Origin of the sequence: Duganella violaceipulchra, assembly GCF_019166075.1 — a bacterium.
Taxonomy (GTDB): Bacteria; Pseudomonadota; Gammaproteobacteria; order Burkholderiales; family Burkholderiaceae_D; genus Rugamonas; species Rugamonas violaceipulchra.
On record NZ_JAHTGR010000006.1, the window covers coordinates 98,695 to 113,758 of the forward strand.

Annotated in this window: 13 protein-coding genes; 8 read left to right on the plus strand and 5 right to left on the minus strand. The window is 67.2% G+C overall.

Annotated features, from left to right (window positions below; translation table 11 throughout):
* Window positions 1-8: 8 nt before the first annotated feature.
* Window positions 9-1,454, minus strand: a complete 1,446-nt coding sequence (locus tag KVP70_RS13020) for a lipopolysaccharide biosynthesis protein (protein ID WP_217942656.1) — start codon at window positions 1,452-1,454, stop codon at window positions 9-11.
* A gap of 9 nt (window positions 1,455-1,463) precedes the next feature.
* Window positions 1,464-3,545 (minus strand): glycosyltransferase, encoded by a 2,082-nt coding sequence (locus KVP70_RS13025; protein ID WP_229224791.1) that lies wholly within the window; start codon window positions 3,543-3,545, stop codon window positions 1,464-1,466.
* A 99-nt stretch (window positions 3,546-3,644) separates the two neighbouring features.
* Here KVP70_RS13025 and KVP70_RS13030 point away from each other — a divergent pair, with 99 nt between their 5' ends.
* Both KVP70_RS13030 and KVP70_RS13035 read left to right on the plus strand, forming a co-directional pair.
* Window positions 3,645-4,940: a putative O-glycosylation ligase, exosortase A system-associated gene (locus KVP70_RS13030; RefSeq protein ID WP_217942657.1), complete on the plus strand. Its 1,296-nt coding sequence runs from the start codon at window positions 3,645-3,647 to the stop codon at window positions 4,938-4,940.
* Window positions 4,937-5,827, plus strand: coding sequence for a polysaccharide deacetylase family protein (locus KVP70_RS13035; RefSeq protein WP_217942658.1), 891 nt, complete (start codon window positions 4,937-4,939; stop codon window positions 5,825-5,827). The genes KVP70_RS13030 and KVP70_RS13035 overlap by 4 nt, the downstream gene beginning before the upstream one ends.
* Here the strand turns inward: KVP70_RS13035 and KVP70_RS13040 are convergent.
* Genes KVP70_RS13040 through KVP70_RS13050 form a run of 3 tightly spaced genes read right to left on the minus strand, consistent with a single transcriptional unit; the run spans window position 5,804 to window position 10,451 of the window.
* Window positions 5,804-7,636 (minus strand): asparagine synthetase B family protein, encoded by a 1,833-nt coding sequence (locus tag KVP70_RS13040; protein WP_217942659.1) that lies wholly within the window; start codon window positions 7,634-7,636, stop codon window positions 5,804-5,806. The genes KVP70_RS13035 and KVP70_RS13040 overlap by 24 nt on opposite strands.
* Complete coding sequence (locus tag KVP70_RS13045; protein ID WP_262311686.1) at window positions 7,633-8,874, minus strand: pyridoxal-dependent decarboxylase, exosortase A system-associated; 1,242 nt, start codon at window positions 8,872-8,874, stop codon at window positions 7,633-7,635. The genes KVP70_RS13040 and KVP70_RS13045 overlap by 4 nt, the downstream gene beginning before the upstream one ends.
* A complete protein-coding gene (locus KVP70_RS13050) occupies window positions 8,871-10,451 on the minus strand; it encodes an acyl-CoA ligase (AMP-forming), exosortase A system-associated (protein WP_217942660.1) in 1,581 nt (526 codons plus the stop codon). Before KVP70_RS13050 ends, KVP70_RS13045 begins: the two co-directional genes overlap by 4 nt.
* 157 nt (window positions 10,452-10,608) lie before the next feature.
* On the opposite strand from KVP70_RS13050, the gene KVP70_RS13055 reads away from it, so the two are divergent.
* From KVP70_RS13055 to KVP70_RS13080, 6 genes are read left to right on the plus strand one after another with little or no spacing between them, the layout of a single operon-like run.
* A complete protein-coding gene (locus KVP70_RS13055) occupies window positions 10,609-11,316 on the plus strand; it encodes a GNAT family N-acetyltransferase (RefSeq protein ID WP_217942661.1) in 708 nt (235 codons plus the stop codon).
* On the plus strand, window positions 11,307-11,549 hold the full coding sequence (locus KVP70_RS13060; protein WP_217942662.1) for an acyl carrier protein: 243 nt from the start codon (window positions 11,307-11,309) through the stop codon (window positions 11,547-11,549). The genes KVP70_RS13055 and KVP70_RS13060 overlap by 10 nt, the downstream gene beginning before the upstream one ends.
* Window positions 11,546-12,352 (plus strand): hydrolase 2, exosortase A system-associated, encoded by an 807-nt coding sequence (locus KVP70_RS13065; RefSeq protein ID WP_217942663.1) that lies wholly within the window; start codon window positions 11,546-11,548, stop codon window positions 12,350-12,352. The genes KVP70_RS13060 and KVP70_RS13065 overlap by 4 nt, the downstream gene beginning before the upstream one ends.
* Complete coding sequence (locus tag KVP70_RS13070) at window positions 12,349-13,179, plus strand: hydrolase 1, exosortase A system-associated (RefSeq protein WP_217942664.1); 831 nt, start codon at window positions 12,349-12,351, stop codon at window positions 13,177-13,179. The genes KVP70_RS13065 and KVP70_RS13070 overlap by 4 nt, the downstream gene beginning before the upstream one ends.
* 11 nt (window positions 13,180-13,190) lie before the next feature.
* Window positions 13,191-14,420 (plus strand): glycosyltransferase, encoded by a 1,230-nt coding sequence (locus KVP70_RS13075; protein ID WP_229224792.1) that lies wholly within the window; start codon window positions 13,191-13,193, stop codon window positions 14,418-14,420.
* Window positions 14,417-15,061: a tetratricopeptide repeat protein gene (locus tag KVP70_RS13080; protein ID WP_217942666.1), complete on the plus strand. Its 645-nt coding sequence runs from the start codon at window positions 14,417-14,419 to the stop codon at window positions 15,059-15,061. Before KVP70_RS13075 ends, KVP70_RS13080 begins: the two co-directional genes overlap by 4 nt.
* The last annotated feature ends 3 nt before the right edge of the window (window positions 15,062-15,064 follow it).

Genomic DNA, 15,064 nt, shown 5'->3' on the forward strand with positions numbered 1-15,064 from the left:
AGTGCTCCCTATTTGACTAGCCTGGCCCAGACCTTGCGTCCCGCCAAGGTGCATTCGGCGGCAAGCTCGTGCTGAAAAAGCAGGATGGCCGCCAGCCACAGCGGCAGCGCCAGCAGGCCGGCCATCGACAATTGGTACAGCGCGCGCTCCGGCGTCAGCGGATGCCAGGCAAACAACAGCAGCGGCCCGCTCAGGCTGCTGAGCGCGACCAAGGCGCTGCGCCTGAGCGCACCGAGCAAGGCGCCGGCCTGCAATGCCGCCAACTGCCTCAGGTAGCGGAAGGTCCAGATGCTCCTGAACACGCCGCCGAGCACCACCGCCCAGGCCACCCACTCCAGCCCCAGCGGCGCGGCCAGCAGCACGGCCAGCACCCGCACCGGCGCCGACAAGGCGTCCAGCTTGGCCTGGGTGCGCACCGCGCCCATCGCCACGAACAGATAGCGCGCCATGCTGAACATGCTATATAAGGCGCTCGACAGGCACATGATGCGTATCAACGGCACGCATGCATCCCACTGCGCGCCATACAACAGGCGCACCACTGCCGGCGCCGAAATCGCCACAAATCCAAAGAAGGGCCAGGCCAGCACGGTCACGTAGCTGGCGGTGGTCAGGTAGGCTTGCCGCAGGTCGCCGCCGGCCCGCGCCTGGTCCGAGAACAGCGGAAAGATGACGGGCGAGATGGCGCTGGTAACCAGTTGGTTGAACACGTTCAACACGCCTTGCGCCTTGCCAAAGATGCCCACCTCGGCGACGCCGATCAACTTGCCCACGATCAGGTCCGGCGCCGCCACGCCCAGTTCGTCGATCACGCTGCCGGCGGTGGAGATGGTGCCAAACGACAGGATCGCCGCCATGCCGCGCCGCGCGGGCAGCCAGGGCAAGCCACTGGGCCAGCAGCATACGCTTGCCAGCAACCCCGCCGCCGTGCCCGCCACCGCGCCCCAAACCAGGCTCAGATAGCTATGCCCCAGCCAGGCCAGTCCCACCGAGACCAGCAACTGCACGCTGCTGCTGGCGGTGTTGATCGCGAAGATGGCCGAGAAGCGCATCTGGCGCCGCAAGCAGGGCAAGGCCAGGGAACTGAACGGTATCAGCAGGAAGTTGATCGACAGCAGCTGCAACACTGAGCTCAGTCGCGGATCGCGATAAAACCTGGCCGCCACGCCACTGCTCAGCAGCACCACCAGCGCCAGGGACCAGGCCACCAGGATGCTGGTGCCCAGGGCCGCCCGCAATTTCTGCTCGTTCAGCTGCTTCTCCTGGATCACGTATGGCCCGACGCCGAAATCCCGCACCGCCTGCGCCAGTCCGACCAGCACGGCGCCGACCGCGTAGACGCCGATCTCGGCCGGCGTCAACAGCCGCGCCAGTATCATCGTGCCGGCCGTGTTCACCAATAGCAGTGTGTACTTTTCAGCGAAGGAGACCAGGAAGGACATACGCGGCTGCATGGCGCCGCCTCACATCAGCTGGTCGTAGAAGGCCAGCACCTGCCGGCCCACCACAGCGCGGCTGTAGCGCTCGACGGCTTCCTTGCGCGCCTGGCGTCCCATGGCCGCGCGCCGGTCCGGCTGGTCCAGCAACTCCCCCACCAGGGCCGCGGCCGCCTTGATATCATCGGGCGGCACCAGCAGTCCGCCGCCGCTGTCGCGCAGGATGTCCGCGCTGCCCGGCACATCCGTCGCCACGGCGGGAACGCCGCACGCCATCGCCTCGATGGTCGCGATGCCAAAGCCTTCGTTCCGGCTCATCAGGACGTGCAGGTCCAGCGCCGGCAGCAGTTTTTCCAGGTCCGGCACGAAGCCGGTGAACACCACATACGGCGCCAATCCGGACAGATCCACTTGCCGCCGCAGCCCCGCTTCAAGCGGGCCGCTGCCGAACAGGACCAGATACAACTGCGGAAATCGCTGCCGCAGCAGCACGAACAGGTCGAGCAGCAGATGAGGCCGCTTTTGCACCGACAGGCGGGCGGCGACGCCGATCACCAGCGCGGACGGCGGCAGCTGCAGCGCCTGGCGCGCGGCGCGGCGCAGTTCCGCACCCGGCTTGAAACGATCGGTGTCGACACAGTTGGGGATCACGGCCACGCGCGCGGTCGCCGGCAAATACGGCTGATAGATGGCCATGAAATGCGCCATCGCCGAGCGCGACACAGCGTAGACCCCGCGCACCGCGCCAAAAGCCTGGTGCAGCAAGGGCCGGTGCCAGTCGCTGATTTCCGCCGCCGGGAAAGCATTGTGTACGCTGATGACGGCCGGCAGGCGGCAGTACCGCGCCAACCATAAGGCGGAGGCGCCGTAATTGGTCCAGCACCAGGCGATATGCACCAGGTCGGCGCGAAAGGCGCGCAGCCGCTGCGCAGCGCCCAGCCTGGCCCGCAGCAAGTTCCAGCGGCGCCAGGACCATTGCTCGAAGAAGGCCGGCGGATCGAATTCCGCCACCACGATCTGCTCGTGCGCCAGCCGTCCTGCCCAGGCTTCGATGCCGGCGAAGCGGCGCAGCGCCAGGCTGCCGTCGACACCGGCCAGGCGCAGGTAACGCAACTCCTGCGCCATGCGCATTTCCATCCCGCCAAGTTCGCCGGAATAGCTGGTAATCAGCACCCGTTTGCGGGCCTCGCCGCGCCCCCGCCTGGCCTCGAAGAAATAGCCGCGCAGGAAAGCCAGTTCCCAGCGCCGCCGGAACTGCGCGTCGGCGTCGCCCAGCAGGCGCGCGCGCAGATAGCCCACGCATTCGAGCGCGAACCGCGTCAGCATCCAGCGCGGCACGCCCGACCACTCGGGGAAGGTGCCCGGCCGGTCTTGTCGATACTTGCCTCGACCGAAACGCCAGGCCTTGTCGAGCACGTACTCTTGCGTCAACTGATGCGCGCGGATGTGGTGCGCCACCCTCGCATGGGGACAGAACCAGGCCGGGTAGCCTGCCAACGCCAGCCGGCGGGTCAGCTCGGTTTCGCTGCCCATGGCATAGGCGCCGCCATTCGGACCGATCGTGGTGTCGTAGCGATAGCCGGCATCGAACACCGCCCGCCGCACCGCCATGTTGGCGCCCCATACCAGACCAGGAAAGACCGGGCCCTCGGCCAGCGCGCCGGCGGTCAGGCCGAACGTCAGCCCGACCGGCACCAGGCGCGGCAGCCACTCGGGCGGCGCAAGCGCCCAATCGGCCTCGATCGCCCCGCCAAACACCGCGTAGTCCGCATGCGCGGTGGCGCAGCGCTCCCATTGCAGCAGCCAATCCGGCGCGGGCGTGGCGTCGTCATCGCTGAAAATGAACAGGGCGTCGCCGTCGCAGTGGTGCAAGCCCCATTCCACGCCCAGGTTCAGGGCCGCGTTCTTGCCCTTGTCTGGCGTGCTCAGCAGATGCAGCGGCAGGCGCTCGCGATATTGCGCAATCAGGGCACCGGTGCCGTCGCTGCTGCCATTCTCGATAATGACCAAGCGCCAGGCCTGGCTTGGTGCTTGCAAGCGGCAATAGCCATCCAGCACTTTGGGCAGGGTTTGCGCGCCATTGTAGGTCGCCATGAGAACGGTCAACAAGGGCGCATCTCCCATATCCTAAGATTGCAGAACGTGACAATCCAGTGTAATGACAGGCTCAAATGCATCGTTGAGCCGCATCAACGAGTTCCATTGCCCATGCGCGACATCCTGATCACCCTTATCGTCTTCGGCAGCCTGCCGCTGATCCTGCGCAATCCCGTCAACGGTGTGCTGATGTGGGTATGGATCAGTGTGATGAATCCGCACACGCAAAGCTGGGGCTTCGCCGCCACGTTCCCCTTCGCCTTTATCGTCGCGGTGACGACCTTGTTCAGCGTCGCCATCTCGCGCCTGGCCAAGACCCTGCCGGTCTCGGGCGTCACCTTCACCTTGATCGCGCTGGTGCTGTGGATGAACGTCACGACCCTGTTCGCCATGTTCCCCGCGTTTGCCTATGTGCAATGGAGCAAAGTCATGAAGATCATGCTGATGAGCCTGGTCACCATGATGGTGATACGTCATCGCGACGACATCCAGCGCTTGCTGTGGGTATTGGTGATGTCGCTGGGCTTCTATGGCGTCAAGGGCGGCCTCTTCACACTGCGCACCGGCGGCGGCGAGCGGGTCTGGGGGCCGGAAGGCACTTTCATCGGCGACAACAACGAAATCGCCCTGGCCCTGATCATGACCATCCCCTTGATGCGCTACCTGCAACTACGCAGCGACAAGCGCTGGCTGCGGCATGGCCTGGGCGCGATGATGCTGCTCAGCGCGATGGCGGCGCTGGGGTCCTACTCGCGCGGCGGGCTGCTGGCGATCGCCGCCATGATCATGATGATGTGGCTCAAGAGCCGCCACAAATTCGCCGCCGGCATCCTGATCGCGCTGCTGGCCCCGCTCGCGCTGCTGTTCATGCCCGAGCGTTGGACCGAACGCATGGACAGCATCGGCGCCTACCAGCAAGACGAGTCCGCGATGGGCCGCATCAACGCCTGGTACATGGCGTGGAACCTGGCCAAGGACCGCTTCTTCGGCGGCGGGTTCGAGATCGCCGAGCCGGCCACCTTTTTTCTCTACGCACCCAATCCGCACGACGTCCACGCCGCCCACAGCATCTATTTCCAGGCGCTGGGCGAGCACGGCTTTGTCGGCCTGGCGCTATACCTGCTGCTGCTGGGCCTGACATGGCGTTCGGCGGCCTGGATCGTGCGCCACAGCCGCGACCAGCCGGAGCTGGAATGGGCGCAGCAGCTCGCCACCATGGTGCAAGCCAGCCTGGTCGGCTTCGCGGTCGGCGGCGCCTTCCTCAGCCTGCTCTATTTCGACGTCCCCTATTATTTGATGGGCATCATCGTCGCCACCCGCGCACTGGTCGCGCAACGACAACACGCCGTCCGCCCCAGCGTGCACAGCGGCCTGGACAACCGCCAGCCGGCGATCGGGCAGTCATGAACCACCGCCTATCGATCCTGGTCTATCATCGTGTGCTGGCGCAGGCCGATCCCCTGCTGCCGGAGTTGCCGTACGCGCGGCGCTTCGACCGCCACATGGCCATGTTGAAGCATTGTTTTCGCGTGTTGCCACTCGGACGCGCCAGCGAGCAGCTGCGCCTGGGCACCCTGCCCGCGCGCGCCGCCTGCATCACCTTCGACGACGGCTATGCGGACAACGTCACCCATGCCTTGCCGATCCTGCAGCGTCACGGGCTGAGCGCCACGTTCTTCATCGCCAGCGACTACCTGGACGGCGGCCAGATGTGGAACGACGACGTGATCGCCTGCATACGGCAGGCCCGGCAGAATGTGTTGCACTCCGGCGCGCCGGGATGCGACGCCTTGCTGCTGCACACCACGCGCCACAAACAGCAGGCCATCGAGCAGCTGCTGGCGGCGCTCAAATACCTGCCCAGCGCACAGCGCCAGGCGCTGGCGCGCCGCCTGGCCCCGGTGCGCCGGGAACAGTTGATGATGGACTCCAGGCAAGTGCGCGCGCTGCATGCGGCCGGCATGGAAATCGGCGGCCACACCGCCTCGCATCCCATCCTGGCGCGCCAAGAGGACGCAGCGGCCGAGGCCGACATGGCCCGCGGCAAGTCGGCGCTCGAAGGCCTGATCCAGGCGCCGGTCACATTGTTCGCCTACCCCAACGGAAAGCCAGGCGTGGACTACAATCAGCGCCATGTCGAGCTCGCGCGCAAGCTCGGCTTCACAGCGGCGGTCAGCACCGAAGCCGGCGTCGCGCATGCCGCCAGCGATCCGCTGCAACTGCCGCGTTACACGCCGTGGGAGCCGGACCGACTGCGTTTTCTGTTCAGGCTACTTGCCAGCCGGCACGCCTGATTTGGCCAGCCACTGCTCCAGCATCATCAACACCCATACCATCGTGCCGTGATAGCCGGGGTGTTCGGCAAGCAAGCCGTGCATCAGGTGCTCGATGAAGTCCTCGCGGATGATGTGGCGCTTCTTCAGGTCGCTCAGACTATCTAGCACCAGGCTTTGCAAGCCAGCATCCCGCTGCAGCCAATGGCCGAAGGGCAAGCCGAAACCGTGCTTCTTCTTGCGCAGGATGGCTGTCGGCAGATAGCCGCGCAGCGCGCGTTTGAAGAAGTAGCGCAGCTGCGTGCCGTTCAGCTTATCCCTGGGCGACAGCCGCGCGGAAAAGGCCAGCATCTCGTCGTCGAGGAAGGGGAAGGCCACATCGACCCCGCCCAGCTCGCAGGCCAGGCGCACCTTGCGCAAATCGTTGTCGGCCAGCGTGTAGCGCAGATCGAGCGTCTGCATGCGATTGATCTGGCTCAGGCCCTTGTTCTGCCAGTAGCACTTACTCATCTGGTCGCCGGGCGCCCGCTCGTCGACGCCGGCGAGGAAGTCGGCGTGCAACACCGCCGCCGGTCCGTAACGGTGCAACAGATTATAGGTTTCCAGGCGGGCCGGCATCGGCACCACCGCCTGCGTGACATAGCTGCGCGCCTTGCGCAGCAACGCCAGGTCGAGCTTGCCGGCCAGGCCGAACAGCAAGGGTTCCAGCGCCACCTGCCGCAATGCCGAGGGCAATTGTTCATAGCGCGACAGCACCGCCTGATCGGCATAGCGCTCGTTGCCGCCGAATAGTTCATCGCCGCCGTCGCCGCCGAGCAGGCGGGTCACACCGTCGGTGCGCGCCAGGTTGGCGCAATAGTAGGCCGGCACCGCCGACGAATTGCCGAAAGGCTGGTCCGAGGCGGTGGCAATGCGCGGTATCGCGGCCGCCACGTCCCCCGCCGTCACATACAGCTCGTGATGATCGGTGCCGAAGTGACGGGCGGCGATACGCGCGTAGCGCATCTCATCGTAGCCGGCCACGTCGAAGCCGATCGAATAGGTGGGCGGCGCACGGCCGCTGACCTTGGCCAGCATGCCGGCCAGGGTCGAACTGTCGGTGCCGCCGCTGAGAAAGGCGCCGGTCCTGGCGCCATCGGCCGAACGCCGCACGGAACTCTCCAGCGTCGCCAGGAATTGCCGCTTGAGCTCGCCGAACGGAATGGCCGACTGTTCCTGATACTCGATCTTCCAATAGTCGCCGGTCTCCAGGTGGCCGTGCCGGTACTGCACATATTCGCCGGGCTGCAGGCGGCGCTGGCCGCGATACACCGTGCGCGGCGCCGGCACCGTATGGAAATACAGATAGTTGTAGAGCGACTGCGGGTCCAGCGTCGACACCGCGTGTGGATGGGCCTGCAATGCGGCCGCCGACGAAGCAAACAACACGCCTTGCGACACCTGCTGGTAGTGCATGGCGTGCACGCCGCTGCGGTCTATGGCCAGCAACAATTGCCCGCCCGCGTCGGCCATCGCGCACACCGCGAACGGACCGGACAATGCCGCGCAAGCCTTGGCGCCGTTGATCAGCCACAGCGCGGCAAAGCGTTCCGCGATGTTTTCGCCGCAGCCGTTCAGCAGGGGCCGCCCCCAGACGGCGACCAGCACGCCGCCGGCGCCATGCAGGCTGACGCTGTCGGCCGCGGCGGCCACGGCCACGCCGCCGCGCGGCGCCGCCACCATGCGGATCGGACTGTCGTCAAAGCGCGCCAGCGGCGACGCCATGCCGGCCAGCGTATGCTGAACGCCGCCGCTGTCGGTCGCGGCCAGATAGCCGCACAGGCCGCTCATACCAGCACCTCCAGCGGCAAGGGATGGCTGAGGAAGGCGGTCGGGCTCGCGGTCAGCCCGTACGCGCCGGACTGGAACACGACCACCAGGTCGCCCACCTCGGCGCGCGGCAATTCCATGCGATCGGCCAGCAAATCGAGCGGTGTGCACAAAGGCCCCACCACCGACACCGTCTCCAGCGCTGCGCCTTGCATGCGATTGCCGATCGCGACCGGATAGTTCTTGCGGATCACCTGGCCGAAGTTGCCCGACGCCGCCAGATGATGATGCAGGCCACCGTCGGTAATCAGGAAGGTCTGTCCATGCGAGCGTTTGCGCTCCAGCACGCGGCAGACATAGATCCCGCCCTCGGCCACCAGATAGCGCCCCAACTCCAGGATCAGTTCGGTATCGGGCGAGCCCCGGCGCAGCAAGTCCAGCGACTGCGCCAGGCCGTCGGCCACGGCGTCCAGCGCCAACGCCCGTTCGCCGGGGAAGTATGGCACGCCGAAGCCGCCGCCGATGTTGAGCATGCGCATCGGCACGCGCGCCTGGTCCGCCAGGCGCAGGGCGAGCTCCACGCTCAGCCGTTGTGCCTCGCACAGCGCCGCGGCCGACAGGTTCTGGGCGCCGCAGAACAAATGGAAACCGTGGAAATCCAGTTCCAGCTGCGCCAGCCTGCGCAGCATCGCCGGCACCCGCGCCGCGTCAACGCCGAACGGGCGCGCTCCGCCACCCATCTTCATGCCGGCCAACTTCAATTCGAAATCCGGATTGACCCGCACCGCCACGCGCGGCGTCATGCCCAGCTCGCTGCCTATGCGCGCCAGGCGCTCCATTTCGCTTTCCGACTCCAGATGCAGCAGCGCGCCGGCCGCCACCGCGCAGCGCAATTCCGCGTCGCGCTTGCCCGGCCCGGCAAAGCTGATGCGCTCGGCGGCCATGCCGGCATCCAGCGCGACCTTCAGCTCGCCGCCCGAGGCGACGTCGAAGCCATCGACCAGCCCCGCCATCAACTGCACCAGCGCCGGCATCGGGTTCGCCTTCACGGCGTAGTGCAGCTGCACGCCCCGTGGCAGCACCTGGCGCAGCAAGCCGACGCGGCTCGCGATGTGGCGCCGCTCGTATGCGTAGAAGGGGGTGCGCCCCACCCGCTCCGCCAGGCGCGTCAGCAGGATGCCGCCGATCTGGAGCACGTCATCCAGCGTCGGAAACTGCTGGGCTTCGGCATGGCGCGGCAGCCCGTCCGGCGCCGTCACGACTGGCCTCCCGCACCGGTCAACTGGTCGGCCAACAGCTTGCGGTCGATCTTGCCGTTCGGATTGCGCGGCAAGGGCACGCCGCGGATCTCGATCGCGGCCGGCACCATGTAGGCCGGCAAGGCTTGGCGGCAGGCCGCCAGCAGGGCCGCGCTGTCGATGGCGCCCTGCGGCAAGGTGGCCGCGACTACCGTGATCGACTGTCCCAGGGTGGCATGCGGCACACCGATGGCGGCGGCTTCGGCCACCATGCCGGTGGCGTACACCACTTCTTCGACTTCGGTCGGACTGACGCGATAGCCCGAGGTCTTGATCATATCGTCGCTGCGGCCGATGAAGTACAAATACCCCTCGTCGTCGCAGCGCACCGTGTCGCCGGACCACACCGCCAGCTCGGGAACCGGCAGCCCGCCCAGGCGGTCGGGCAAGGCACGGAAACGTTCGGCGGTGCGCTGCGCATCGTTCCAGTAACCCATCGCCACCAGCGCGCCGCGGTGCACCAGCTCCCCCGGTTCATTGGGCGCGCAGGCCGAACCGTCGCCGCGCAGCACCATGATTTCCGCATTCGGGATCGCCTTGCCGATCGAATCCGGCCTGCGGTCCAGCTGCTCGGGCGCCAGGAAGGTCGAGCGGAACGCCTCGGTCAGGCCGTACATCAGGTAGATCTGCGTGTACGGCAGGGCCTTGCGCAGCGTTGCCAGCGTATGGCGCTGCATGGCGCCGCCGGAATTGGTGATGTAGCGCAGCCGCTGCGCATGGCGCCAGTCCAGGTCCGCCAGCTGCATCCACAGCGGCGGGACGGCGGCCAGGCCGGTGATGCGCTCGCGTTGAACGGCGTCGAGTATGTCCCGCTGCAACAGGTGGTTCAGCAACACCGCGCAGGCGCCCACGGCGAACGCCGTGGTCAGCTGGCTCAGGCCATAATCAAAGCTCAGCGGCAGCACGCACAGGATGCGGTCCTCCGGCGTATTGACCAGATACGAGGACACGCTCAGCGCACCGGCCACCAGATTGCGGTGCGACAGCACCACGCCCTTGGGCCGCCCGGTGCTCCCCGAGGTGTACAGGATGGCGGCGACATCGCTGTCGATGCAGGCATGCAGCGCGGTCTGCGGCGCCTCGCGCATGCACTCGCGCCACGACAGCAGCTGCACGTCGTCGGGCGGCGTCAGCGCTTCCATCGAACCGATCACCACCACCTTGCGCAAGCCCGTGCAAGCGGCCAGCGCCGCCGCCAACAGGCCGTAGCGCTCGCGCGTGGTGACCAGGATGCGCACATCGCAGTCGGCCAGGATGTGCGCCACCTGTTCCGGCTTCAGCACCGGATTGACCGGCACAAACACCGCGCCGGCGGCCGCCGCGCCAAACATGGCCACCACCGCTTCCTCGCGTTTTTCCATGAACACCGCCAGCCGTTCGCTGCGTCCCAGTCCATGATGGACCCAGGCGCCGGCGGCCAGCTGCACCATCTGCGCCAGCGCGACGTAGTTCAGCCCGACACCCTGGTACGACAGCGCCTGGCGCCGCGGTTCACGCTGCGCCGACTGAAAGATGAATTCGTGAACTAGCTGCGTCATAGCGATATCCCATAGATAGACTGCCCTCTATGATTGAGAGAAATCGGCATCGACTCCTTGATGTGGCTCAAGCATGCAGCCCGCTTGTGCTGGGTCAAACTCGCCGTGTTGTGTGCGGGTTCTAATCGGTATTCCGCTTCCAACCTGTCCCGCCGCGATGACTACTGGCCTGCGTCACACTTATCTGCAACTGGGCTGGCTCAATGCCATGCTGTACTGGATCGCCCAGGTGCTGGACGCGGCCAGCGCCGGCTCGTGGGCGCTGTACCGTTACCATTTTGTGGCCCAGTACGTTGGCGACACCCCGCTGTGCGGCACGCGCGGACAGGACATCGATATCCGCAGCCACGCCGCCGCCGACCTCACGCCGGCTGACTATCCACGTCCGGAATACGTGGTCAGGCAACGCCATGCACAAGGCGCGCACAGCCTGACCGCTTGGCGCAAGGGACGGCTGGCCGGATTTCTCTGGTTGATATCGGATGCCTACCTGGAAGATGAAGTGCGGGTCCGCTACCGCTTGGCCAGTACGCGCGCATCCTGGGATTTCGATATCTGGATTCGGCCGGAGGAACGCCTGGGCTGGGTCTTTCCCCGCCTGTGGGAGGCGGCGCGCCGCCACCTGCGCCAGCATGGCGTACGCTGGACGTGCAGCCGCATTTCCGCCTTCAACCCGGCGTCGCTGCGCGCCCATGCCCGCATCGGCGTGGTGCCCATGGGCAGCGCCATTTTTCTGCGCTGCGGCCGCTGGCAATGGATGTGGTCCAGCCAGGCGCCCTTTGTGCACCTGTCGCGCGACGTGGGCAACTGTCCACAATTACTGTTCGATACCAGTGCCTTACCTGAGGAGCCGCCATGCCGGTAATAGATCAAGTCTGCCAGACCTTGCGCGCCACGCTGGGCCTGGCGAAAATACAGCTCAATCAAGACACCCTGTTGCTGGGTAGTGTGCCCGAGCTGGATTCGATGGCGGTCGTCAACCTCATCGTGGCGCTGGAGCAGCAATTCGGCATCACTGTCGACGACGATGAGATCAATGCCCGCCATTTCGCCACCGTCGGCACACTGTCGGCATTTGTGCAGGGCAAGCTGGCGTGAACGGCTACGCGCAACGCAGCCACGCGCTGCCCTTCTTTCTCAAGGCGGGCGCGGGTGACCGTTTTTGCCTTTATTACCCGCCGCACCCTGGCGCCGAGGTGCGCGGCTCGCTGCTCTACGTCCACCCTTTTGCCGAAGAGCTGAACAAGAGCCGGCGCATGGCCGCGCTCCAGGCCCGCGCCTACGCCGGCGCCGGCTATGGCGTGCTGCAACTGGATCTGTACGGCTGCGGCGACAGCAGCGGCGATTTCTCGGATGCGCGCTGGGATATCTGGCTGGCCGACCTGGCGCTGGGCTGGCAATGGCTGGCCGAACATTCCCCCGGCCCAGCCTATCTGTGGGGCCTGCGCCTGGGAGCCTTGCTGGCCTTGCAGTTCGCCGAGCAAGCCCGGCCGACGCCGGCCGGCCTGGTGCTGTGGCAGGCGGTGGTCAGCGGACGCCCGCACCTGCACCAGTTCATGCGGCTGCAAAACGCGGCCAAGCTATTCGGCGCCGGCGAGACAGCCGAGACGGATGAAGTAGCCGGCTACACACTGGCCGCCGAACTGTGCGACGCCATCCGGAACGCCGAGGCCGGCAGCCGTCCCGCCTGCCCGGTGCAATGGCTGGAACTGGCCGCGCCGACCCAGCCGGTCGGCTTGCAGCCGGCATCGGCCTTGCTGCTGGAGCGCTGGGAAGGCGCCGGTGCGCATGTCGATGCCTTCCCGTTGGCCGGAGCGCCCTTCTGGTCCACGCCCGAGATCGCCGAAGTGCCCGCCCTGATCAGCGCGACACTGGCCGCCATGCCGGCGGGGCCAGCATGAATTGGCAACGCCTGGCCTTGCACTTTCCCTGCCAGGACTGCTCGCTGGTCGGCATCCTGCACCTGCCGGAGCGGCCGCAAGCGCGCGGCGTTCTGATCATCACCGGCGGGCCGCAATACCGCATCGGCAGCCATCGGCATTTCGTGTTGCTGGCGCAGGAACTGGCGGCGTCCGGCATCCCCGTCATGCGCTTCGATTACCGCGGCATGGGCGACAGCGAAGGCGAGCCACGCCACTTCGAACAGCTGGACGACGACCTGGACGCCGCGATCGCCGAGTTCTTCAGCAAGCTGCCGGCCATGCGCGAGCTGGTGTTGTGGGGGCTGTGCGACGGCGCCACCGCGGCCGCCCGCCACGCCGCGCGCGATCCGCGCGTGACCGGGCTGGTGATGCTCAATCCCTGGGTGCGCACCGAGCAAGGCAACGCGCGCGCCACGCTCAGGCACTACTACGTGCAGCGACTGCTGGAGCGCGACTTCTGGCTCAAGCTCAAGGGCGGCGCCGTGCAGCTCAGGCGCAGCTTGCGCTCCTTCATCGCGCTCGCTTCCACGGCAAGACAGGTGCCCACAACGGACGCCTCGCTGCCGCAGCGGCTCTACCGCGCACTGCATCAATTCCACGGCCGCACCCTGATCGTGCTCAGCGGCGCCGACCTCGGCGCGCGCGAATTCTCGGCGCTGTACGACCACCAGACGCATTGGCGACGGCTGCTCGACGGCCCACGGGTGCGCCTGGTCCACGTTCCGCAAGCCAACCACACTTTTTCCAGCAAGGTCTGGCGCGCCAACGTGGCCGCCGCCTGCGCCGACTGGTTGGCGTCATGGTGAAGCGGGTGCTGATGATCGCCTATCATTACCCGCCGCTGTGCGGAGGCAGCGGCATCCACCGCACGCTGGCGTTCAGCCGGCACCTGCCGCAATTCGGCTGGCAGCCGATGGTGCTGACGGTGCATCCGCGCGCCTACGAGGACGTCGGCGCCGTCCCGGACGGCCGCGACGTGCCCGTGCATCGCAGCTTCGCGTTGGATAGCTCCCGCCACCTGGCGCTGCGCGGGCGCTACCCGGACTTTCTGGCCCAGCCGGACCGCTGGATTTCCTGGTGGCTGGGCGCGGTGCCGGCCGGCCTGCGCCTGATCCGCAAGCACCGCCCGGACGCCATCTGGTCCAGCTATCCCATCGCCACGGCGCACTTGATCGCGCTCAGCCTTCACCGCCTCACCGGCCTCCCCTGGATCGCCGACCAGCGCGACCCGATGGTCGATCACGACTACCCGCCCGATCCGCGCCGCCGTCGCATCCACGCCTGGATCGAGCGCCAATCGATGCGGCGGGCGGCAGCCGTGGTCTGCACCACGCCCGGCGCCCTGAGCGAGCTCGGCTTGCGTCATCCACACACCGACGCGCGCCGCCTGGCCTTGATCGAAAACGGCTACGACGAGGCCAGCTTCCGCATCGCCGAAGCGGCCGCGCCGGCGCCGGCGCGGAGCAGCCCGTTCAAGCTGCTGCACAGCGGCGTCATCTATCCATCCGAGCGCGACCCGGCCCCCTTGTTTGCGGCGCTGGCCAGGCTGGCGGCCGAGCGCCGCATCGCGCCGGAAACCTTTCGCCTGCTGCTGCGCGCCAGCGCCCACGATGACCACCTGCGCGCGCTGATGCAGCACCACCCCGGCGTGGCCGGGCTGGTCGAACTGGCGCCGCCGCAGCCCTACCACGCCGCGCTGGCGGAGATGCTGGACGCCGACGGCTTGCTGCTGCTCCAGGCCGCCAACTGCAACAGCCAGATCCCGGCCAAGCTGTACGAATATCTGCGCGCCCGCCGCCCCGTGCTGGCGCTGACCGACGCCGCCGGCGACACGGCGGCGACGCTGCGCGCCGCCGGCATCGACACCATCGGCCAGCTCGACAACGCCGACGACATCGCCGCCGCCCTGATGCGCTTTCTGCATCTGTGCCGAACACAGCAAGCACCGCTGGCCGCGCGCGCCGTCATCGACGGCCACTCGCGCGCCGCCCGCACCGGCCAACTGGCCACGCTGCTGGACCACGCCACCCACCAGGACATGAAATGAAACCATCAGCACATCTGACCATTCCCCTGCTGCTCGCCATCGCAACGGGAAGCGCTGCCGCGCCGCGAGTCCCCATCGGCGAGGACTGCGGCACCTATGTCCGCCACGATCCCGGCGGCGACTACACCAACCCCACTGACCGCGAAGGCTTGACCGTGGTCGAGCAATACCATTTCACGCCGGAAGTCGAACGGCTGGTGCGCGGCGCAACCGGCTCGCTGGGCGCCGACATCGGCTACACCCTCGATCATTTCCCCAACCACCACCGGGCGCTGGCCGCGATGAGCAAGCTGGCGCTGCGCGACAAGACCCCCAAGCCCTACGGCGCCCGCTATTCGATCGGCTGCTATTTCGATCGCGCGCTGCGCTTCCGTCCGGACGACGCCAGGGTCCACGCCTTGTTCGGCGGCTACCTGCTGGGACTGGGTCAATCCGACGCCGCGCTGGAGCAGCTGCAGGAGGCGGTCCGGCTGGAGCCAGGCAACGCCACCACGCACTACAACCTCGGCCTGCTCTACCTCAAGCGCAAGGATTACCAACAGGCGCGCGCCAGCGCCCATCAGGCCTATGGCCTGGGCTTCCCGCTGCCGGGCCTGAAAAACCAGCTGACCGCCGCCGGCCAGTGGCGCGAGGCCGAGTAGGCG